This window comes from Phenylobacterium sp. LjRoot225 (assembly GCF_964252855.1).
In the GTDB taxonomy this organism is placed as follows: domain Bacteria; phylum Pseudomonadota; class Alphaproteobacteria; order Caulobacterales; family Caulobacteraceae; genus Phenylobacterium.
In genome coordinates this window covers 133,920-154,437 of the sequence record NZ_CAXUPL020000004.1, presented here as the reverse complement: position 1 = coordinate 154,437, position 20,518 = coordinate 133,920, and the positions used below count along the sequence as shown (strand labels likewise).

Here is a 20,518-nt window from a genome sequence, read left to right as displayed (position 1 = left end):
GTGCATCAGGCTGGCTGCGGGCAGGGGGAAAGATGAGCCTATCGACAAACCGACTCGCGACGACGGCTCGCGTCGGCTTGGCTGTCGCCCATCCCGGACATGAGCTGAGGCTGACGCGCTGGATCGAGCAGCGGCGCCCGACCGTCTTCATTCTCACCAGCGGCTCTCGTCACGGCGTCGACCGCGCCCGTGTGGACGCGAGCCGCCGGCTTCTGGAAACCCTCGGGGCCCGTCCTGGGCAGCTGTTCGGCCAATGCCTGGACCGAGACGTCTACGCCTGGATCATGGCCGGCGAGACTCGCAGGTTCTCCAACCTCGCGCGCCAGCTCGCCGATCACATTGTGGACCAGCGCCTGGACGCGGTCGTGACCGACGCCTGGCAGCTCTACAACGTGACGCACGACATCTGGCACCTCGTGACACGCGCCGCCGTCGCCCTCGCCAGCGAGCGGCTCGGACGCCGGGTGGCCTGCTTCGACTACGCCGTGACGCCGCCCAGCCTCGCCCTGAGGTCGATGGGCGAGACGCACGAGATCCGAAGGCTCGACGACGGCGAAGTGCGGCGGAAGCAGGAGCTGGCGGCCGTGTTTCCCGCCATCGCGCAGGACGTGGCGGAGGTGCTGGCGGTCGGCGGGCCGGCGTTCATCGCGACCGAGTCCCTGCACCTCCCCCGACCCATGCCGGAGCTTCTGCCCCGCCCCGGCGAGACGCCGATCTACGAGCAGTTCGGAGAAATGCGCGTGCAGGCCGGCCTCTATGATTCGGTGCTGCGATGGAGACACGCGGCGCCCATCGCAGCCGAGCTCATCGCCATGCTCCGAGATCAGGCGGTGGCGGCATGAGCGGGCCTCCAGCCGGCGGGCTTCGGGTGCTTCTGACCAATGCCTGGATGGACCAGCCGGGGGGCACGGAGTCGGTCATCCGGGACGTGGCGCTCGGCCTCCTGCGGCGCGGCCATCGGCCGACGGTCTACGCGCCGCATCTGGGCGACCCGGCGCGCGCCCTCTTCCAGCTGGGCGTCGCCGTCACCGAGGATCTTTCGACGATCACCGAGGCGCCCGAGGTCATCCATGGGCAGCACTTCATCCCGACCGCCGAAGCGCTGCTTCACTTCCCGCAGACGCCCGCGATCCAGTACTGTCACGGCTGGCAGCACTGGCGCGAGGCCCCGGCCCCGTTCCCCCAGATCCATCGCTATCTGGCGGTCGACGACACGGTGCGCGACCGCCTGTTGCAGATGGAGGGGATCGCGGCGGACCGTGTGGAGACCCTGTACAACACCGTCGATCTCGCCCGGATTCCGCGGCGCGACCCGCTGTCGCCAAAGCCCGGACGCGCGCTCGCCTTCACCAAGTTCAAGGCTCAGATTCCATACCTGCAGGAGGCCTGCCGACGTCGCGGCCTGGAGCTCGACCTGCTGGGCGCGGGCGCAGACCGCCTCGTCCTGGATCCGGAACGGGAGTTGATCCGCTACGATCTGGTGTTCGCCACCGCGCGCATGGCGCTGGAAGCGCTCTGCGCCGGATGCGCCGTCATCGTCTGCGACTCGCGCGGCCTGGCCGATCTCGTCACCACGGCCAATTTCGCCGACCTGCGGCGGTTGAATTTCGGACTGCGCTCGCTGAGCCGCCCCGTCAGCGTCGAGGCGCTTGGCCAGGCGATCGACCGGTATGACGCCAACGAGTCGGCGCAGGTCGCCTTCGCCGCCCGGCGGCAAGCCAGCCACGGCCCGATGCTCGACAGACTCGAGGCGATCTACCGTGAGGCCATCGCAGCGCCCCGGCCCGGGCCCGACGAGGTGCGTGCGGGGACCCAGAAGTTCCTCCGCGGCGCCCTGCCCCGGACCCGCGCCGACGGCCGCTGGCCCTGGATGCACGAACGCGCCGTCATGGCGGCCAGGATCGAGCAGCTGGAGCGCGAGCTCGCGGAGGCCCGCGCCGAAGCGCTTCGGCTGCAGGCGTGACAGGACCCGCCTCCCGCCCTAGCTTCCGCGCCAGTTTTGCGGAGGGGTGATGGCGTACCGATCGCTGCGGGAATTCCTGACGACGCTCGAGAAGGCCGGCGAGCTGGTGCGGGTTTCCGAGCCCGTCTCCACGGTTCTTGAAATGACCGAGATCCAGCGCCGCCTCCTGGCGACCGGCGGCCCAGCCGTCCTGTTCGAGAGGCCGATCCGCGCCGACGGCGAGATTTCGCCCATGCCGGCCCTGGTCAACCTGTTCGGCACGGTCAAGCGGGTGGCCATGGGGGTGACCCTGGAGGGCCGCGCCCGCTCGACCGCCGCCGACCTGCGCGAGGTCGGCGAACTGCTGGCCTTCCTGCGCGCCCCGGAGCCGCCCCGCGGCTTCAAGGACGCCATGGAGATGCTGCCGCTCGCCAAGACCGTCATGTCGATGCGGCCGCAGATCGTGAAGCGCGCCCCCGTGCAGCAGGTGGTGATGAAGGGCGACCAGATCGACCTCACCAAACTGCCGGTCCAGACCTGCTGGCCGGGCGAGCCTGCGCCCCTGATCACCTGGCCGCTGGTGGTCACCAAGGGCCCGTCCACCGACCGCGAGGATGATTACAACCTCGGCATCTACCGCATGCAGGTTCTGGGCAAGGATCGCACCATCATGCGCTGGCTGGCGCACCGCGGCGGCGCCCAGCACCACCGCCGTTGGAAGGCGGCCGGCAAGCCGGAGCCGCTGCCCGCCTGCGCCGTCATCGGCGCGGACCCCGGCACCATACTGGCGGCGGTGACCCCGGTCCCGGAGACCCTGTCGGAGTACCAGTTCGCCGGCCTGATGCGCGGGGCCAAGGTCGAGCTGGTTCCGGCCAAGACCGTGCCGCTGATGGTCCCGGCCAACGCCGAGATCGTGCTGGAGGGCCACGTCCTCCTGGACGAATACGCCGACGAAGGCCCCTACGGCGACCACACCGGCTACTACAATTCCGTCGAGCGCTTCCCGGTTTTCCAGGTCACCGCGGTGACCATGCGCAAGGACCCGATCTACCTGACCACCTTCACCGGCCGGCCGCCGGACGAGCCCAGCGTGCTCGGCGAGGCGTTGAACGAGGTGTTCGTGCCCCTGATCCGCCAGCAGTTCCCGGAGATCGTCGACTTCTGGCTGCCGCCCGAGGGCTGCAGCTACCGCATCGCCGTGGTGTCGATGAAGAAGGCCTACCCCGGCCACGCCAAGCGCGTGATGATGGGCGTCTGGAGCTACCTTCGCCAGTTCATGTACACCAAGTGGGTGATCGTCGTGGACGACGACATCAACGCCCGCGACTGGAAGGACGTCATGTGGGCGCTCTCCACCCGCATGGACCCGGCGCGCGACATCACCCTCGTCGAGCACACCCCCATCGACTACCTCGACTTCGCCTCGCCCGAGAGCGGCCTGGGCTCGAAGATCGGCCTCGACGCCACCAACAAATGGCCGCCGGAGACCCGGCGCGAGTGGGGCGAGAAGCTCGGCATGGACAAGGCCGTGGTCGCCGAGGTGACCCGCAAATGGGCGAGCCTTGGCCTGCCCGGCGACGGGAAAGAGGTGGATTGAGGGGGCGTTTCGGCGGCTCCGCCACAGCTGTGCTAGGTCTGCGCGCCATGACCGTTCCTCCCGCCGCCCACGCCGCCGCCCTCTGGGCCGGCCTCAACCTGATCCTGATGCTGGTGCTGTCGGTGCGGGTCGTGCGGATCCGCCGCACGCGCCGGATCGGCTTGGGCCATGCCGGGAACCCGGACCTGGAGCGGGCGGTCCGCGCCTTCGGCAACGCCAGCGAATATATCCCCGCCGCCCTGCTCGGCCTGGGTCTGCTGGCGCTGCTGAACGCGCCGGCCGGCCTGGTCCACCTGCTTGGGCTCGCCTTCACCCTCGGCCGTATCGCCCACGCCGTCGGCCTGTCGCGCAGCGGCGGCGCGTCTCTGCCACGGACCGTGGGCGTGATCACGACCTGGCTGGTCTATCTGACGACGGCGGTGATCCTGCTGGTCTACGCGGTTCCGTAGGCGCGGGAAGCCAAGGCTGAGGGCGGTCCAGCCGAGCTCGCCGCGACGCCGGCAATAAACATTCCCATCAAGACCCCACCAATGTCCGAGATATCGGCGTGGTTCTCGTCGATTCCGATTACGTATGACGAGACTTACTGCCCGTCTTCGCTTCACATATTGAAGGCCATATCTCTCCATATATTTATTTGGTCTCGCAACGTTTCTCATGGTCGACCGTTGCACCACGACGCCTACAGGAGAGAGACCATGATCCGAAAGACGCTCTTCACATCGATCCTCGCTTCGAGCGCCATGGCTTTGGCCCTCACAACTCCGGCCCATGCTGGCAAGGGCGATCGCGCTCGCGAAGCCATCGCCGCCGCGGAGGCCAAGATCCACACCGCCGAATCCATCGGCGCCAGCACCGAGGCGCCGCGCGAGACGGCTGAAGCCCGGGCGGCCCTGGCGACCGCCAAGGAAAATCTTGCGGCTGGCCACAAGTCGCCATCCATCGCAGCCGCCATCCGCGCTTCGGCCCTGGCCGACACCGCGATCGGCGAGTTGCAGCAGCATAAGGACGCCTCCGTCGCCGCCGCGCAGGAGAACCAGAGGGAAGGCGTCGCCGCGGCCCAAGATCAGGCCGCGACTGCGCAGCAACAGGCCGCGGAAGCCAACTCACGAGCCGCGGCCGCCCAGCAATCCGCGGCGACTTCGGCGGCTGACGCGGCGGCCGCGCGCAACGCCGCCGTCGCTGCACAGACGCCGCCGACGCAGGTCGAGACGACCGTCACCACCCAGCAGCCGGGCAGCGCTCGTCGTTCTACGCGGACCCATGTGACACGGCGCGCGACAAATCCGGTGGCCGCCCCTTCGGGCCAGGTCACCACGACGACCAAGGTGACCCAACCCTAGCCAGAGCGGGCCGTGAGCGCGGCCGTGCTTCGACGGCTGCGCTCGCTTGGCCGAAAGGCGCGGAAGCCAGGGCCTGCGACCCTGGAACTTGCCCGCCTTAACTTGCCGGAGCGGCCCGGGTCCGCCATATCCGGTGCATGGACGAAAACCTGCTGCAAGACGTCGTCGCCGCCGCCCTGAAGGCCGGCGCCGACGCGGCCGAAGCCGTCAGCGCCGAGCGCCGTGCGCTTTCCATCAGCGTCCGGCTGGGCGAGCTGGAGGAGGTCGAGCGCGAAGAGTCGCGCGACCTCGGCCTGCGCGTCTTCGTCGGCCGTCGGCAGGCGAGCGTCTCCGGCTCCGACATCAGCCCCGAAGCCCGCGCCAAGCTGATCGAACGCGTGGTCGCCATGGCGCGGCTCGCGCCGGAGGATCCCTATGCTGGCCTGGCCGACAGCGACCGGCTGGCCCGCGGGCCCCTGCCCGACCTCGACCTCTTCGACCCCGCCGAGCCCACCGCCGAGGCGCTGGAGGCGCGCGCCCGCACCGCCGAGGCCGCCGCCCGCGCGGTCCCGCGAGTGACGAACTCCGACGGGGGCTCGGGCTCCTGGGCGGCGTCGGAATGGAAGATGGTCACCAGCGGCGGCTTTACCGGCGTCCACCGCGCCTCGGGCTTCTCGCTCGGCGCCTCGGCGATCGCCGGCGACGAGAACGGCATGGAAAGCGGCTACGACGGCCGCTCCACGCGCTGGGAAGGCGACCTGCCCTCGCCGGAATCGATCGGCGCGGAAGCGGGCCGCCGGGCCGTCGGCCGGCTCGGGGCGCGCAAGATCGCCTCGACCACCGCGCCGGTGATCTTCGAGAACCGGCTCGCCGCCTCGCTGATGGGTCCGTTGATCGGCGCCATCTCCGGCCCCTCGATCGCCCGCGGGACCTCCTTTCTGAAGGACAGGCTCGGCCAGCAGATCTTCGCCAAGGGGATCAACATCAACGACGATCCGCACCGCCTTCGCGGCCTGGGCTCCAGCCCGTTCGACGACGAGGGCGTCGCCAATAGCCGAACCTCCATCATCGAGGACGGCGTGCTGACCACCTGGCTCTTGAACACCTCCTCGGCGCGCCAGCTGGGCCTCAAGACCACCGGCCACGCCTCGCGCGGTCTGGCGGGTCCGCCCGGGGTCTCGCCGTCGAACCTGACCTTCCAGCCCGGCGACCGGGACCAGGCGGCCCTGATGCGCGACGCCGGAACCGGCCTGCTGGTCACCTCGATGTTCGGCCCCTCGCTGAACGGCAACACCGGCGACTGGTCGGTGGGCTGCTCGGGCTTCTGGTTCGAGAACGGCGAGATCGCCTATCCGGTGACCGAGATCACCGTGGCCGGCAATCTGATCGACATCTACGGCCGGGTCGTCCCGGGCGCCGACCTGGAGATCCGCGGCGCCTCGAACGCGCCGTCGTTGCTGATCGACAACCTCGCGATCGCGGGGCGTTGACGCTGGGCCTCAGCCAAGACCTCACCCTGATCGTCGAGGCGGCCCGCGAGGCGGGCCAGCTCGCCTCGACCCTGCGCGACCGGGGTCTCATCACCGAGTTCAAGCCCGGCGACTCGCCGGTGACCAACGCCGATCTCGCCGCCGACGACCTCCTGAAGACGATGCTGCGGCAAGCCCGGCCGGACTACGGCTGGCTGTCGGAAGAGACGGCGGACAATCCCGCCCGTCTGTCGGCAAGACGGGTCTTTGTCGTCGATCCGATCGACGGCACCCGCGCCTTCCTGGCCGGCGAGCCCTTCTGGACAGTCTGCGTCGCCGTGGTCGAGGACGGTCGGCCGATCGCCGGCGCCGTGATCGCCCCGCAGCTCGACGAGGCCTACGCCGCTGCGATCGGCGAAGGCGCGACCCTGAACGGCCAGCCGATCCATGCGAGCGCCGCCGGCGCGATCGAGGGGTGCGGCATGATCGCCCACCCGGCGATGTTCCGGCACGAGGACTGGCCGACGCCCTGGCCGGACATGCGCATCGCCCGGCGCAACTCGACCGCCTACCGCCTGTGCCTGGTGGCGTCCGGGGCGGCCGACGCCACGGTCACCTTCGCGGCGAAGTACGACTGGGACCTCGCCGCCGCCGATCTGATCGCCACGGAGGCCGGCGGATTTGTCGGCGACCACACCGGCCGGAGTTTCGCCTACAACCAGACCGTACCGATGCAGCCAAGTCTGGTTTGCGCCGCACCCGCGCTCGCCCCATTGATCCTGGACCGCGTCCGGCATATCGCGCTCTGAATACGAACCCTCACCCATACGAAGGCGACCCCATGGCCGATAAACAGCTCCTGCACCTGGTGATTGGCGGCGAGTTGAAATCTCTGCAGGGGGCGCCGGAGTTCAAGGACCCGTCGAAGGTCGATCTGGTGGGCGCCTATTCCGGTTACGAGCCTGCCCTGCTCGCCTGGCGGGCCAAGGCCCAGGCCACGGTGGACAACGCGCTGATGCGCTACTTCATCATCCACGCCCACCGCCTGCTCGACCCGGAGCTCGACGGCGAAGGCGATCACAAGCACTGAGCCCGGGGTTTTTGGGCTGAGGCGGCGCTACGGCGTCAGCGCGACAGCTGATCGACCAGGGCGCCGTCGCGCCAGACCTCGACGACCGTGCAGCTCTGGTGTTCGCGCAACAGGGCCGTCGCGCGGTTGCGCGCCGTCATCAGGTCCCCCGCCGCCACCAGGTCGACGACCGAGGCCACACCGTCGGGGCGAACGCCCAGGAGGGTGTAGTATTGCTCAGGGATGTCATAGGCGACGCCGCTCACGGACAAGGATTCGCATATCCGGCTAACCAACGTCCGTCGGGCGCCCGACACTGCTCATGTCATTCCCGCCTGAGCAGGCCTTCGGTCAGCAGCCGGCCCCACATCTCGGTGCGGAACTGGGCCTTCATGCCCGCCGGGTCGTACATCGGGCTCTGCACCCACTCGAGGAAGGACATGCCGGCGACCTCGCCCTCGGCCAGGTAGCGCTCGAAGGTGTAGTCCAGCACGCCGGTCTTGCCCTGCTTCACATGCAGGTAGCGCAGGTGCAGCTGCTCCAGAGACTCGCGGATCGTCCGGCCCCCGCGGAAGTGCATGTAGAAGACGCTCATGATGCCGGCCCGGTCCGCGCCGGACTTGCAGTGCATCAGCGCCGGGTAGGCGATGGTCTCGAATAGTCGCTTGGCGCCCAGCACGCGCTCGCGGCTCGGCACCTCGCGCGAGGTGATGGTGAAATCGACCATCGTCAGCCCGTGGCGCTCGCAGGCGTCCTTCTCCAGGGCGTGGAAGCTGGCGTCGAACCCACCCCGCAGGTTGATGATGGTCTTGACCCCGCGCGCCTTCCAGGCGGCCAGCTGGTGCGGCCAGGGCTGGTTGGTGCGCACCAGCTCGTCGGAGATCCAGTGGGCGTTCTGGAAGCCCAGGCGCAGGTAGGCGTGGTCCTTCCAGAGATAGTCCAGATAGGCCTTCGTCCGTCCGGCAGGGGTGGACAGGTCGAATCCATTGCGGGCGGGCTCGGAGCTCATCGCGCCTAACTAGGGGGTCGGGAGGCTTTAAGGAAGCGGCCCGCCGGCGCCGAACGCCCCCTGACTTGACTTACGGCCCGCAACGGACGACCCCAGGCCCATGAGCGAGCCCGCCCCGCCCGAGCTTTCCGCCCGCGCCCTGATCGCGCGGGTGGCCCGGGTCTACCTGGCGCCGCGCTGGAAGGGCTGGAGCGGGGCCATGCTGGCGGCGATCTGCGTCGCCCTCACCTCCGCCTGGCTGGTGCAGCTCCTGCGGCCCGCGACCGACCAGCTGCTGGTCCACCATGTTCCGCGCGCCATCGTCATCCTGCCGGTCACCCTCGCCGTCCTGGCGCTCTGCCGGACAATCGCCCAGGTGACCCAGGCGACCTTGGTCAACCGCATCGGCAACGGGCTGGTGGGCGACATCCAGCTGCAGCTGTTCGGCAAGCTGGTCCGCGCCGACCTCGCCCATCTGCGCACCCAGCACTCCGGCGCCTTCGTCTCGTCGGTGCTGTACGACGCCGGCCTGATCCGCGAGGCGGCGACCTCCGGCGTCATCAACTACACCCAGCACTTCCTCACCACCGCCGGCGCGGTGGTGGTGATGGTCTACAACGACTGGATCCTGTCCCTGGTCCTGCTGGTCGCGGCCCCGGCGGCGAGCGCCATCATGCGGCGCTTCGCCAAACAGACCACCAAGGCCGCCAAAGGCGCCATGGTCGAGACCTCGGCGCTCTCGACGGCGATCATGGAAAGCCTCGACGGGGTCCGCGTGGTGAAAATCGAGAACCGCGAGGCCTTCGAGGAGGCCCGCGTCGCCGAGGTGGTGCGCCGGCGCGAGAAGCATCTGGTCAAGGGCGCCAACGCTCGCGCCCGCGCCGCGCCCGCGACCGAGCTCCTGATGACCCTGATCACCGCGGTCGTCTTTGCCTACGCCGGTTGGCGCTCGCAGCACGGCGGCATGAGCGCCGGCGCCTTCGTCTCCTTCATCGGCGCCCTGGCCATGGGGTCGCAGTCGCTGCGCCAGCTCGCCAACCTGCAGACGGTGTTCGCCGAGGGCATGTCGGCGGCGCGCCGGCTGTTCGCCGCCCTCGACGTCGAGCCGGAGATCGGCGACGCCGCGGGCGCCAAGCCGCTCGACCGCGCCGAGGGCGAGATCACCTTCGAGCACGTCGGCTTCGCCTACGGGACCGAGGGGCCGGCGGCGCTGCGCGATGTCACCCTGCAGGTGCGCCGCGGCGAGACCGTGGCCCTCGTCGGCCCCTCGGGCGGCGGCAAGACCACCCTGCTCAACCTGATCCCGCGCTTCTACGACGCCACCGAAGGCAGGGTGCGGCTCGACGGCCACGACGTGCGCGAGGTGACCCTGAGCTCGCTGCGCCGGCAGATCGCGCTGGTCACCCAGGAGCCCTTCCTGTTCGACGACACCATCCGCGCCAACATCGCCTACGCCCGACCCGACGCCAGCCGCGCCGACATCGAGGCCGCCGCCCGGGCCGCGGCGGCGCATGAGTTCATCACCAGCCTGCCGGCCGGCTACGAGACCGGCGTCGGCGAGGCCGGCGCCCGGCTCTCCGGCGGCCAGCGCCAACGGATCGCCATCGCCCGCGCCTTCCTGAAGGACGCCCCCATCCTGCTGCTCGACGAGGCGACCAGCGCGCTCGACACCGAGAGCGAGGCCCAGGTGCAGGCGGCGCTGAAGCGGCTGATGGCCGGCCGCACCACCCTCTTGATCGCCCACCGGCTCTCCACCGTCCGCGGCGCCGACCGCATCTACGTCATCGACAAGGGCCGGGTCGTCGAGACCGGCGACCACGACAGCCTGGTCCGGGCCGGCGGCCTCTACGCCCGGCTCGCCCGCACCCAGGATCTGGAGGCGGTTTGAAGGGTTTGCTGCGCAGCGACGGCGTCCAGGCCTCCCTGGGCTGGCTGCTCGGGGCCTATCTGCGGATCGTCCTGCGCACGGTCCGCTGGCGCCACGAGAACCAGGCCTGCGTCGAGCCGGTGCTGGCCGGCGAGGCCGGGGCCATCGCCCTCTTCTGGCACGGCCGGATTCCGCTCTGCCTCGCCACCGCGCCCCAGTGGTGGCGCAAGCGCACGCGCGCCTTCGTCTCGCCCTCGGCCGACGGCGAATTCATCGCCAAGGCCCTAGCCATGTCCGGCTTTCCGGCGATCCGGGTCTCGACGGCCAAGAAGGGCGACGCGGCCAAGGCGCGCCAGGCGGTGGCCGCCATCCGCGAGGCGGTGACCTGGGTCGGCGACGGCGGCGCCCTGGTGGTCACCCCCGACGGCCCGCGCGGCCCCAACGAGGTGATCGCGCCCGGCGCCCTGCAGATCGCCCGGCGCTCCGGCCAGCCGGTGTTCCTGATGGGCATCGCCGCCAATCCCGCCCTGCAGCTGGAGAGCACCTGGGACAGGGTGATGTTCGCCGCCCCCTTCGGCCGCGGCGCGGTGGTCTGGGACGGACCACTGTACGTGCCGGCCGAGGCCGACGAGGCCGGGATCGCAGCCCTGGTCGAGGCCTGGTCCGCCCGCCTTTCTGCGGCGACCCGGCGCGCCGAGGCCCTGGTCGGCCGCGCTTCGGTTGATCCCCGCGCGGCGGGGTGAGACATAGGCCCATGGCGCACGTCCATCCGCATCCGCATGATCACGGTCACCACCATGATCACCACGAGCATGATCATCACGATCCGGATCATGCGCACGAACACGGCGGCCACCGCCATGGCCACCACCACCACCATCATCACGTCGCTCCGGAAAACATGGGCCGGGCCTTCGCCATCGGCATCGTCCTGAACAGCCTGTTCGTGGCGGCGGAGGTGGGCGCGGGCGTCTGGACCGGCTCGCTGGCCCTGCTGGCCGACGCCGGCCACAACCTGTCCGACGTGCTGGCGCTGATCCTGGCCTGGGGGGCCGCGACGCTGGCCAAGCGCGCGCCGACCGCGCGGCGCACCTATGGCCTGCGCAAGACCACCATCCTGGCCTCCCTCGCCAACGCCGTCCTGCTGATGGTGGCGGTCGGCGCAATCATCTCGGAGTCCATCCACCGGCTGGCGGAGCCCGCCTCGATCCAGACCGGCGTCGTCATGCTGACCGCCGGGCTGGGCGTGGTGATCAACACGGCCACCGCCCTGCTCTTCTTCCGCGGCAGCCACAGCGACCTGAACGTGCGCGGGGCCTTCCTGCACATGGCCGGCGACGCCGCGGTCTCGCTGGCGGTGGTGATCGGCGCCCTGGTGATCGCCCGCACCGGCCTGACCTGGGTCGACCCGGCGCTGGGCCTGGCCATCGCCGCCTTCATCCTGTTCGCCACCTGGGGGCTCCTGAGGGAGTCGATCGACCTGTCGCTCGACGCCGTCCCCAAGGACATCGACGTCGCCAAGGTGCGCGACTGGCTGGCCGCCCGCCCTGGCGTAGTCGAGGTCCACGACCTGCACATCTGGGCCCTGAGCACCACCGAGACGGCGCTCACCGTCCACCTGATCCGCCCTGGGAGCGCGGGGTCGGAGGAGGACGGCGACGCCTTCCTGCACCAGACCTGCGAGGGCCTCTCCAAGCGTTTCAACATCGGCCACGCCACGGTGCAGGTGGAGCGGGATCCGACGGGCGTCTGCCGCCTGGCGCCTGCGGAAGTGGTGTGAGCCGAGGCGGCGTGACGCGAGCCGCCCGGCCCCTGCCGCTGGCGCTCTACGGCGCGGCGGCGCACCTTCTCGAACCGCTCGCCCCCCGCCTCCTGGCCGCCCGGGCCCGCGCCGGCAAGGAGACGCCTGAGCGGCTCGGCGAACGGCTCGGACGCGCCGGACGCCCGCGCCCGGCCGGCCGCCTGGTCTGGCTGCACGGCGTCAGCGTCGGCGAAAGCCTCTCCCTCCTGCCCCTGGTCGAGGCCTTGTCCCGACAGACGGACCTCTCCCTGCTGGTCACCTCTGGCACCGTCACGTCGGCCGAGCTGATGGCCAAACGCCTGCCGCCCGGCGTCATCCACCAGTTCGCGCCGGTGGATGCGCCCGGCGCCGTGCGCCGCTTCCTCGACCACTGGCGGCCGGACGCAGGCCTGCTGGTGGAGAGCGAGCTCTGGCCGAACCTGATCCTGGCCGCCCGCGCGCGCGGCGTCCGGCTGGGCCTGGTCTCGGCCCGCATCACCGCCGCCAGCGCCGCCGGCTGGGCCCGCGCCCCGGCCTCCGCGCGGGCCCTGCTGAACGCCTTCGACCTGATCCTGCCGCAGGACGCCGCCACCGCCGAACGGCTCGCGAGCCTCGGCGCCCCCCGCATCGGCCCGCGGCTCAACCTCAAGCGCACCGGCGCCGCCCCGCCGTTCGACGCCGAGGAGCTTGCGAAGCTGTCGGCGCAGATCTCCGGCCGTCCAGTGGTGCTCGCCGCCAGCACCCATCCAGGCGAGGAGCGGCTGATCGCCGAAGCCTTCCGCGCGGCGACCACGGAGCGACCCGACGCCCTGCTCGTCGTCGCCCCGCGGCATCCCGAACGCGGGGCCGCGGCGGCCGAGGACCTCGCCGAGCTCGGCCTTTTCGCCGCCCGCCGCAGCCAGGGCGAACCGCTCGAGCCGCGGACGACGGCCTATGTCGCCGACACCCTGGGCGAGATGGGTCTCTGGCTGCGCCTGGCCGACGCGGTGGTGATGGGGGGCAGCTTCGTAAACGGGGTGGGCGGCCACAATCCGCTGGAGGCCGCCCGGGTCGGGGCGGCGCTCGTCACCGGACCGCACGTCGCCAACGCCCAGGAGCTCTACGCCGAGATGCTGGCCGAGGCGGCCGTCATCCAGGCCGGCGGGCCCGAGGCGCTGGCGCGACACATCCGCGGCCTGCTCGACTATCCTGCGGTCGCCCGGCGCATCGGCGAGGCGGCGCTCGACTACGCCGAGCGGCAAAGCGCGGCGCTCGACGAGGCCCTGCCGCTGATCGAAGGCCTGGTGGCGCCGTGAGGCTGTCGACGCCGCGCTGGTGGTACAGCCGCGATCGCCGGGCCAGGCCGGTGACGCGCGCCCTGCTGACCCCGGTCTCCTGGATCTGGGCGGCGGTCACCGCGCGGCGCATCGCCAGGACCGCGCCGGCCGATCCCGGCGTGCCGGTCATCTGCGTCGGCAACCTGACCGTGGGCGGGGTCGGCAAGACGCCGATCGTCCGCGCGCTCGCCGAGCGCCTGGCCGCCCGCGGCGTCGAGGTCCACCTGCTCTCGCGCGGCTATGGCGGCCGGCTGGAAGGTCCGGTGCGCGTGGAGCCGAAGCGCCATACCGGCTCCGAGGTTGGGGACGAGCCGCTGATGCTGGCCCGGGACTTTCCGGTCTGGGTCGCGCGCGACCGCGCCGCCGGCGCCCGCGCCGCGGCCGCGGCGGGCGCCCAGGTGATCGTCATGGACGACGGGCACCAGAATCCTTCGCTGGAGAAGGCGCTGTCGCTGGTGGTGGTCGACGGCGAGACCCGCGAAGGGGAATGGCCGTTCGGCGACGGCCGGGTCTTTCCCGCCGGGCCGATGCGCGAACCGCTGGCCGCCGGCCTGGCGCGGGCGGACGCCAGCATCGTCCTGCTGCCCTCGGATCTTGCGGCGGTGGATGCGGAGCTGGCCGCGATGCTCGCCGCCAGGCCCCTGCTGGTCGCCCGGCTGGAGGCGGCCGAACCGCCGCCGTCGGGTCCGCAGGTCGGCTTCGCCGGCGTCGGCAAGCCCTGGAAGGTGGAGCGCGCCCTCATCGCCGCCGGCTGCGACCTGGCCGACTTCGCGCCTTTCCCCGACCACTTCGCCTATGACGAGGCCACCTTGCGGGCGCTGGCGGCGCGGGCCGAGCCGTTCGCGGCCGGCCTCGTCACCACCGAGAAGGACTGGGTGCGGCTGCCGCCGGCCTGGCGCGAACGGGTCGCGGCCTGGCCGGTCCGGGCGGTGTTCGAGACTCCGGAAGCCCTGGAGGACCTGCTGGCGTCTAGTGAGCCTCGTAGGTGAGGACGCGGGCGCGGACCGCGTCGGCCGCCGGCTCGCTCTCCTCGGCGCCGACGATCGCGCGCACCAGTTCGATCACCTTGCGGCGGACGCGGCTGCGGCCGAGCTTCGGGAAGATGGCCGCGAGCTCGGCGCCTTCCGGCGTGAGCAGGAAGGCGTGGGCCTCGAGATTCGGCGCGGCGGGCGGGTCGATCTCCTCGACCGTCGCGAGCCCCTCGTAGAAGTAGCCGACGCTGGCGTTCAGCGCGCGAGCGATCTCGTAGAGCTTGGAGGCGCTCACCCGATTGGCGGCGCGCTCATACTTCTGGACCTGCTGAAAGGTCAGCCCCAGGGCGTCGGCCAGCTTCTCCTGGCTGATGCCGAGCTCTTTGCGGCGCATGCGAATGCGCAACCCCACGTGACGGTCCACCGGATGCGGTCCGCCGTCAGGGACCGCGTCTTGGTCGGCGACCTCGTTCCCGCGGCGAGAAACCGTATTCATCTGCGGATGCTCCAACCCCAACGTGAAGGCGCATGAGCAGGCGAGCCAGATGGCTCGCCTGCAACGCCTTCAGGTTGAGAAGAGCGACACTTTTTCGCCACATTGAAGCTTGGCCTTACCCGTTTTGGGGGACCATTACCCGTTTTGAGTGAGCAGGCGGCCCAATCCAGGTCAGCGCGCGAGCGCTCGCCAGCCGATATCGCGGCGGAAGAAGCCGTCGGGGAAGTCGATCGCCTCGATCGCGCCATAGGCCTGCGCCAGCGCCGCCTTGAGGTCCGCGCCCTTGGCGCAGACGTTCAGCACACGCCCGCCGGAGGCCCGCAGCACGCCCGCCGCATCGCGCGTCGTTCCCGCGTGGAAGACCACCACGTCGGATCCGAAGTCCTGTTCCAGGCCGCGGATTTCACCGCCCGACCGGGGCGTCTCGGGATAGCCGTGGGCGGCGACGACGACGCAGGCCGCCGCCTCGTCGCGCCAGACCGGCTGGGCCATGTCCTTCAGCGTCCCGGTCGCGCAGGCCATGAGATAGGGCACGAGGTCGCTCTCCAGGCGCAGCATCAGCACCTGGCATTCGGGATCGCCGAAGCGGACGTTGAACTCCACCAGCTTCGGTCCGTGCGGGGTCGCCATCAGCTCGACGAACAGCACCCCGCGATAGGGCGCGCCGTCCTGGGCGATCCCGGCGAAGGCCGGCTCGACAAGGCGGGTGCGGATCTGTTCGACCAGTTCCGGCGTGAAGACCGGGGCCGGCGAATAGGTCCCCATGCCGCCGGTGTTCGGGCCCTGCTCGCCGTCGAAGGCGCGCTTGTGGTCCTGGGCCCAGCCGAACAGCATCGAGGTCTCGCCGTCGCACAGAGCGAACAACGAGCCGATCTCGCCCTCGAGGAACTCCTCGATGACCACGCGCGCGCCGGCGGCGCCGAAACGCCCGCCAAGGGCGTCGTCGATGGCCGCCTCCGCCTCGCCGCGGGTGGGCGCGATCACCACGCCCTTGCCGGCGGCCAGGCCGTCGGCCTTGACCACATAGGGCGGCTCGAAACGGTCGAGCGCCGCACGTGCGGCGGCGGCGTCCTCACAGACCGCATAGGCCGCGGTCGGCAGGCCGTAGCGGTCGGTGAAGGCCTTGGTGAAGGCCTTGGAGGATTCCAGCTGGCCGGCCTGGGCGGTCGGGCCGAAACAGGGGATCTGCACCGCCTGCAGCGCGTCGCCCAGCCCCGCGGCCACCGCCACCTCCGGACCGATCACCACCAGGTCCGCAGCGATCTCGCGGGCCAGGGCCAGGAGGCCGTCGACGTCGGTCGCAGCGACGCTGCGGGTCTCGCAAAGCGCGGCGACGCCGGGATTGCCGGGCGCGACCACCAGGCGCGTGAGAAGCGGCGACTGGGCGATCTTCCAGGCCAGGGCGTGCTCACGGCCGCCGGAGCCGACGAGAAGGATGTTCATGACGCCGGGCTTTGGCGCGCTGGGCTGGCGGGGTCAAGGCGTGAGGGCGTCAGGCGCGCTGCAAACGCCCCCTCCGTCTCGCTGCGCGAGCCACCTCCCCCGCTACGCGGTGGAGGATCTGGGCCGAAGATGCTCCACCGCATAGCGGGGGAGCTGTCGCGAAGCGACTGAGGGGGCGTTCGGCGTCGACACGAACCCGCGCTGCCCAGGAAGACCTACTGCCGCGCCACGTCCAGCGAGTAGCCCGCCGCACGCACCGTGCGGATTGGATCTTCGGTCTGCGGCAGGTTCAGCGCCTTGCGCAGGCGGCCGATGTGCACGTCGACGGTGCGCGCCTCGACATAGACGTCCGAGCCCCAGACCGCGTCGAGCAGCTGCTCGCGCGACAGGACGCGGCCCGGATGGCGCATCAGATAGTCGAGCAGGCGGAACTCGGTGGGCCCCAGATGCACCTCTTTGCCGGCGCGCTTCACCCGATGGCCGACCCGGTCGATGATGATGTCGCCGCAGCGGACCTCGTCCTCCGCCAGCCCCGGCCGCAGCCGGCGCAGCACGGCGCGGACGCGGGCGGCCAGCTCGCTCATCGAGACCGGCTTGACCACATAGTCGTCGGCCCCGGTGTCCAGCCCGCGGATGCGGTCGCTCTCCTCCCCGCGGGCGGTGAGCATGATGATCGGCACGTTGCGCGTCTCGGGGCGCTGGCGCAGCCGGCGGCAGACCTCGATGCCGGAAACCTTCGGCAGCATCCAGTCCAGCACGATCAGGTCGGGCAGTTTCTCGTCGACCGAGACCATGGCCTCGTCGCCGTCCTCGGCCACGATGACGGCGTAGCCTTCCTTCTCGAGGTTGTACTGGAGGAGAGTCGCGAGCGCGTCCTCGTCCTCGACGATCAGGATGGTCGGCCGCAAGGCGTTCAAGCTCCGGTCAGGCGGTGAACGCGTCGGTCTTCGGGCGCGGCGCGATCATCTCGTCGCCAGTGATCTGGTAGTGGATGATCTCGGCGATGTTGGTGGCGTGATCGCCGATCCGCTCGAGGTTCTTGGCGACGAACAGCAGGTGGGCGCAGGCGGTGATCGTGCGCGGGTCGCCCATCATGTAGGTCAAGAGCTCGCGGAACAGGCTGTTGTAGTGCTCGTCCACGTCCTCGTCCTGGGACCAGACCGCCAGCGCGCGCTCCAGGTCCGAGCGGGCGTAGGCGTCGAGCACGGCCGTCAAACGCTGGACCACCAGCTTGCCCATCCGGTCGATCGAACGGGTCAGCGGCGTCATCGGATCGGATTCGATGATCACCAGGGTCCGCTTGGCGATGTTCTTGGCGAGGTCGCCGCAGCGCTCGAGGTTGTTGGCGATCTTCATCGCCGCGACGGTGCGGCGAAGGTCGTCGGCCAGCGGCTGGCGCAAGGCGATGAGCTTGATCGCCCGGCGCTCGATGTCGCGCTCGGCGATATCCAGGCGGTCGTCGCGGCCGACAACCGCGCCGGCGAGCTCCTGGTTGCGCTTGACGACCGCGGTGATGGCGTCGGCCACCTGGGACTCTGTAAGCCCTCCCATGCGGGCGCACTCCGCCGAGAGCGTGTTCAGCTCTTCTTCGAAGGACTTGACGGTGTGCTCGGTCATGGTGGGACGATCTCCAGCGCCTTAAGCCCCTGGCGCGTCAGGCGTATGCAACAACGTCATGACACTTTCGCGACGGCAACGGCAGTCGGCGTCACGCGGGCGCTCCGCATCGGCAGGTAGACCGTGAAGGTCGTGCCTTCGCCAACCGCGCTCTCCACCGTCAGGCCGCCGCGGTGGCGGTTGACGATGTGCTTGACGATCGCCAGCCCCAGGCCGGAGCCGGCGCGCTCGCCGCTCTTCTGGCCCTCGACGCGGTAGAAGCGCTCGGTGAGCCTCGGCAGATGTTCGCGCGGCATGCCCGGGCCGCGGTCGCTGACCCTGAGCGCCGCATAGGCGGAACCCAGCACATCCGGAGCCAGCAGCGACAGGCGCGCGGCGCCCGGACGGTAGGGGGCGCTGGCGGCCTCCGGCGAGAGGCCGGCCTGCAGCGCCACCTCCACCACCCCGCCGTCGGGCGAGTATTTCACCGCGTTGTCGACCAGGTTCTGAATCACCTGCAGGATCTGGTCGCGATCGCCCGGCGCCCTGGCTGCGCCCTTGCGCGGCAGCTTGATCTTCAGCTTGACCCCGCGCCGTTCGGCGATGGGGGCGGACGCGTCCAGCACGTCGCTGACGCAGGCGGCGAGATCCACCTGGTCGGCCGGGGCGATATGCTCGCCGAGTTCGATGCGCGACAACGACATCAGGTCGTCGACCAGCCGCGACATCCGCCCGGCCTGGGCCTGCATGATGGAGAGGAAGCGATCCCGCGCCACGGGGTCGTCCTTGGCGTGGCCGCGCAGGGTCTCGATGAAGCCGGCAAGCGAGGCCAGCGGCGTCCGCAGCTCGTGGCTGGCGTTGGCCAGGAAATCGGCCCGGGTCCGCTCCACCTGCCGCATCTCGGTCTCGTCGCGGAACATCAGCACCGCCATCCGGCGGCCGTCGAGCGCCTCGGCCAGGGGGCGGGCGTGGACGCGCAGCGTCCGGGTCTGGGCGCCGCCGGCCTCATGGACGCACTCGGCGTCGTGGCCGGTGAACAGCGCCCGATCGACCGCGTCGAGCACGTCCGGGTCGCGGATGGCGTTCACCAGCAACCCCTCGTCCCGTTCGATCCTCAAAAGGTCGCGCGCGGCGGTGTTGGCGAAGACGTAGCGCCGGCTGGTGAGGTCCTCAGGCTCCGTCGCCGAGATCACCAGGATCGGATCCGGCAGGGCGTTGACGAGACTGGCGAAGGGCGGCGGCTCCCCGGCCCGGATCGCCGCGCTGCGCATCAGCGCGCGATAGCGCGCCTCGCCGGAGCGGTCGGCGGCGAGGACGCACAGGGCGGTCACCACGGTCACCACGCCCGCCGCCGCCAGGGCCGCCGGGGGCCCGATCTGTTGGGTCACGGCGATCGCCGCGATCGCCACCACGCCCGCGGCGCCGGCGGCCATGATCGGCCAGGGTGACGACTGGGCGGCGCGAGTGTCTTCGGGCGGCGACGCGGGCAATCGAATCTCCAGACGGCGAACTCTCCAACATCCTCATGGGTGTGTCACGGCCGTGACAAGAACGCCGCTCACGTGCAAGAGGAACCAAGGGCGGGACGACGCCGTTTTTCCCAGGGATGAGGCTCAGGGGCGGCTGCGGGGATGCTAGAGGGGCCAGACACCAGACCCGAGCCGACCACGGTCGAGGCGCTGCAGGCTGCGCTTGATCGGGAGCGCGAGCGCGCCCGTGAGGTCGACCATCGCGCCAAGAACAGCCTCCAGCTGGTCTCATCCCTGCTGCTGCTGCAGGGGCGCCGCTCGGCGGCGCCGGAGACCCAGCGGGCGATGAAGGCCATGCACCAGCGGGTCGGCGCCGTGGCCGCGGTGCATCGCGAAATCCTCGACGCTCCGGATTCGGACCGATTCAACCTCACGGCCTTCATACGGGAACATGTCTCGACCCTGGCGCGCGCCCAGGGCGGCGGGGCGGTCGTGCATCTGGACCTCGCGCCGGTCGAGGTCTCCGCGGCCCAGGCCTGCCCGATGGCCCTGATGGTCAATGAGCTGGCGCAGAACGCCCTGACCCACGGCGCTGCGACGGGCCGCCCGGCTGAGGTGACGGTCCGGCTGGAGCCCGTCGGCGGCGGTTTCGCGCTGACGGTGCAGGACGAGGGGCCAGGGCTGCCGCCGGGCAGCGCCGACGGCGGGTTCGGCCTGTTCATGACGCGCCTGCTGACCCAGCAACTCGGCGCCGACGTCGCCTGGAAGGATGCGCAACCCGGACTGCAGGTCGTCGTTACCGTCCCATGAGCTCATCCGCCTCCCGCCCGACCGCGCACCTGCACCTCGACCGCGCGAGGTCGTGAGCATGTCCTATCTGGCGAACATCATCGGCACGGGCGCTGCGCTCTGCTCGATGGCGAGCTTCGTGCCGCAGATCCTCAAGATCCTGCGCGAGCGCGACGCCTCGGCGGTCTCGCTGCGCATGTACGCCGTCACCGTCACCGGCTTCAGCCTCTGGATCGCCTACGGCGTGATGATCGACAGCTGGCCCATCATCGGCTCCAACGCCGTCTGCCTGGCGCTCTCCGCCACCATCCTGGTGCTGAAGTGGCGGTTCGACCAGGGCCGCGGCGCGGCGCCTCACGCCGCCGTCTAGCCACGCCCTCCTTCTAGCCATTCACCGCGCCGCG

The 20,518-nt window shown here is 70.8% G+C and carries 22 protein-coding genes; 15 read left to right on the top strand and 7 right to left on the bottom strand.

All coding sequences use genetic code 11. The annotated features are described in order from the left end of the window. Positions 1-32: 32 nt before the first annotated feature. The 8 genes from ACSQ2B_RS20725 to ACSQ2B_RS20690 all read left to right on the top strand — a co-directional run bounded on the left by ACSQ2B_RS20725 (position 33) and on the right by ACSQ2B_RS20690 (position 7,420). Positions 33-842: a hypothetical protein gene (locus tag ACSQ2B_RS20725; protein ID WP_436052866.1), complete on the top strand. Its 810-nt coding sequence runs from the start codon at positions 33-35 to the stop codon at positions 840-842. Next, complete coding sequence (locus ACSQ2B_RS20720; protein WP_436052864.1) at positions 839-1,963, top strand: glycosyltransferase; 1,125 nt, start codon at positions 839-841, stop codon at positions 1,961-1,963. The genes ACSQ2B_RS20725 and ACSQ2B_RS20720 overlap by 4 nt, the downstream gene beginning before the upstream one ends. Positions 1,964-2,012: 49 nt before the next feature. After that, positions 2,013-3,539, top strand: a complete 1,527-nt coding sequence (locus tag ACSQ2B_RS20715) for a UbiD family decarboxylase (protein ID WP_436052862.1) — start codon at positions 2,013-2,015, stop codon at positions 3,537-3,539. Positions 3,540-3,586: 47 nt separating this feature from the next. Then, positions 3,587-3,988: an MAPEG family protein gene (locus tag ACSQ2B_RS20710; RefSeq protein ID WP_436052860.1), complete on the top strand. Its 402-nt coding sequence runs from the start codon at positions 3,587-3,589 to the stop codon at positions 3,986-3,988. A 249-nt stretch (positions 3,989-4,237) separates the two neighbouring features. After that, positions 4,238-4,882 carry a hypothetical protein gene (locus tag ACSQ2B_RS20705; protein WP_436052858.1) on the top strand — a complete coding sequence of 215 codons (645 nt, stop codon included), beginning with the start codon at positions 4,238-4,240 and terminating at the stop codon, positions 4,880-4,882. 137 nt (positions 4,883-5,019) lie between these two features. Next, positions 5,020-6,351 carry a TldD/PmbA family protein gene (locus tag ACSQ2B_RS20700; protein WP_436052856.1) on the top strand — a complete coding sequence of 444 codons (1,332 nt, stop codon included), beginning with the start codon at positions 5,020-5,022 and terminating at the stop codon, positions 6,349-6,351. Further along, positions 6,348-7,139: a 3'(2'),5'-bisphosphate nucleotidase CysQ gene (locus tag ACSQ2B_RS20695; RefSeq protein ID WP_436052854.1), complete on the top strand. Its 792-nt coding sequence runs from the start codon at positions 6,348-6,350 to the stop codon at positions 7,137-7,139. Before ACSQ2B_RS20700 ends, ACSQ2B_RS20695 begins: the two co-directional genes overlap by 4 nt. 32 nt (positions 7,140-7,171) lie before the next feature. Next, a complete protein-coding gene (locus tag ACSQ2B_RS20690; protein WP_436052852.1) occupies positions 7,172-7,420 on the top strand; it encodes a DUF4170 domain-containing protein in 249 nt (82 codons plus the stop codon). Between the two features lie 35 nt (positions 7,421-7,455). Here the strand turns inward: ACSQ2B_RS20690 and ACSQ2B_RS20685 are convergent, their stop codons facing one another. Both ACSQ2B_RS20685 and ACSQ2B_RS20680 read right to left on the bottom strand, forming a co-directional pair. Beyond that, positions 7,456-7,671, bottom strand: a complete 216-nt coding sequence (locus ACSQ2B_RS20685; protein ID WP_436052851.1) for a hypothetical protein — start codon at positions 7,669-7,671, stop codon at positions 7,456-7,458. 53 nt (positions 7,672-7,724) lie between these two features. After that, positions 7,725-8,408 carry a fused DSP-PTPase phosphatase/NAD kinase-like protein gene (locus ACSQ2B_RS20680; protein WP_436052850.1) on the bottom strand — a complete coding sequence of 228 codons (684 nt, stop codon included), beginning with the start codon at positions 8,406-8,408 and terminating at the stop codon, positions 7,725-7,727. A 100-nt stretch (positions 8,409-8,508) separates the two neighbouring features. Between ACSQ2B_RS20680 and ACSQ2B_RS20675 the strand changes: the two genes are divergently transcribed. Genes ACSQ2B_RS20675 through lpxK form a run of 5 tightly spaced genes read left to right on the top strand, consistent with a single transcriptional unit; the run spans position 8,509 to position 14,339 of the window. Next, complete coding sequence (locus tag ACSQ2B_RS20675; protein WP_436052848.1) at positions 8,509-10,275, top strand: ABC transporter ATP-binding protein; 1,767 nt, start codon at positions 8,509-8,511, stop codon at positions 10,273-10,275. Then, positions 10,272-10,997, top strand: coding sequence for a lysophospholipid acyltransferase family protein (locus tag ACSQ2B_RS20670; RefSeq protein ID WP_436052846.1), 726 nt, complete (start codon positions 10,272-10,274; stop codon positions 10,995-10,997). The genes ACSQ2B_RS20675 and ACSQ2B_RS20670 overlap by 4 nt, the downstream gene beginning before the upstream one ends. Positions 10,998-11,008: 11 nt before the next feature. After that, entirely contained in the window at positions 11,009-12,034 is a 1,026-nt protein-coding gene (locus tag ACSQ2B_RS20665; protein WP_436052844.1) for a cation diffusion facilitator family transporter, read from the top strand. An 11-nt stretch (positions 12,035-12,045) separates the two neighbouring features. Beyond that, on the top strand, positions 12,046-13,329 hold the full coding sequence (locus ACSQ2B_RS20660) for a 3-deoxy-D-manno-octulosonic acid transferase (protein WP_436052842.1): 1,284 nt from the start codon (positions 12,046-12,048) through the stop codon (positions 13,327-13,329). Continuing rightward, complete coding sequence (gene lpxK / locus ACSQ2B_RS20655; protein ID WP_436052840.1) at positions 13,326-14,339, top strand: tetraacyldisaccharide 4'-kinase; 1,014 nt, start codon at positions 13,326-13,328, stop codon at positions 14,337-14,339. The genes ACSQ2B_RS20660 and lpxK overlap by 4 nt, the downstream gene beginning before the upstream one ends. On the opposite strand, the gene ACSQ2B_RS20650 is transcribed toward lpxK, so the two are convergent. The 5 genes from ACSQ2B_RS20650 to ACSQ2B_RS20630 all read right to left on the bottom strand — a co-directional run bounded on the left by ACSQ2B_RS20650 (position 14,320) and on the right by ACSQ2B_RS20630 (position 19,346). Beyond that, positions 14,320-14,817 (bottom strand): helix-turn-helix domain-containing protein, encoded by a 498-nt coding sequence (locus ACSQ2B_RS20650; RefSeq protein WP_436052838.1) that lies wholly within the window; start codon positions 14,815-14,817, stop codon positions 14,320-14,322. The genes lpxK and ACSQ2B_RS20650 overlap by 20 nt on opposite strands. Before the next feature lie 171 nt (positions 14,818-14,988). Further along, the gene (gene purD, locus ACSQ2B_RS20645) at positions 14,989-16,260 is read right to left on the bottom strand and encodes a phosphoribosylamine--glycine ligase (protein ID WP_436052836.1); all 1,272 of its coding nucleotides are present in this window, start codon (positions 16,258-16,260) and stop codon (positions 14,989-14,991) included. Positions 16,261-16,475: 215 nt separating this feature from the next. Then, the gene (gene phoB / locus ACSQ2B_RS20640; RefSeq protein ID WP_436052834.1) at positions 16,476-17,168 is read right to left on the bottom strand and encodes a phosphate regulon transcriptional regulator PhoB; all 693 of its coding nucleotides are present in this window, start codon (positions 17,166-17,168) and stop codon (positions 16,476-16,478) included. A 16-nt stretch (positions 17,169-17,184) separates the two neighbouring features. Then, positions 17,185-17,877 (bottom strand): phosphate signaling complex protein PhoU, encoded by a 693-nt coding sequence (gene phoU, locus ACSQ2B_RS20635; protein WP_436052832.1) that lies wholly within the window; start codon positions 17,875-17,877, stop codon positions 17,185-17,187. Between the two features lie 56 nt (positions 17,878-17,933). Beyond that, positions 17,934-19,346, bottom strand: a complete 1,413-nt coding sequence (locus tag ACSQ2B_RS20630) for an ATP-binding protein (protein WP_436052830.1) — start codon at positions 19,344-19,346, stop codon at positions 17,934-17,936. Positions 19,347-19,487: 141 nt separating this feature from the next. Here ACSQ2B_RS20630 and ACSQ2B_RS20625 point away from each other — a divergent pair, with 141 nt between their 5' ends. Then, positions 19,488-20,135 (top strand): sensor histidine kinase, encoded by a 648-nt coding sequence (locus ACSQ2B_RS20625; protein WP_436052828.1) that lies wholly within the window; start codon positions 19,488-19,490, stop codon positions 20,133-20,135. A 58-nt stretch (positions 20,136-20,193) separates the two neighbouring features. Then, positions 20,194-20,484, top strand: coding sequence for a SemiSWEET family sugar transporter (locus ACSQ2B_RS20620; protein WP_436052827.1), 291 nt, complete (start codon positions 20,194-20,196; stop codon positions 20,482-20,484). Positions 20,485-20,518 lie beyond the last annotated feature (34 nt).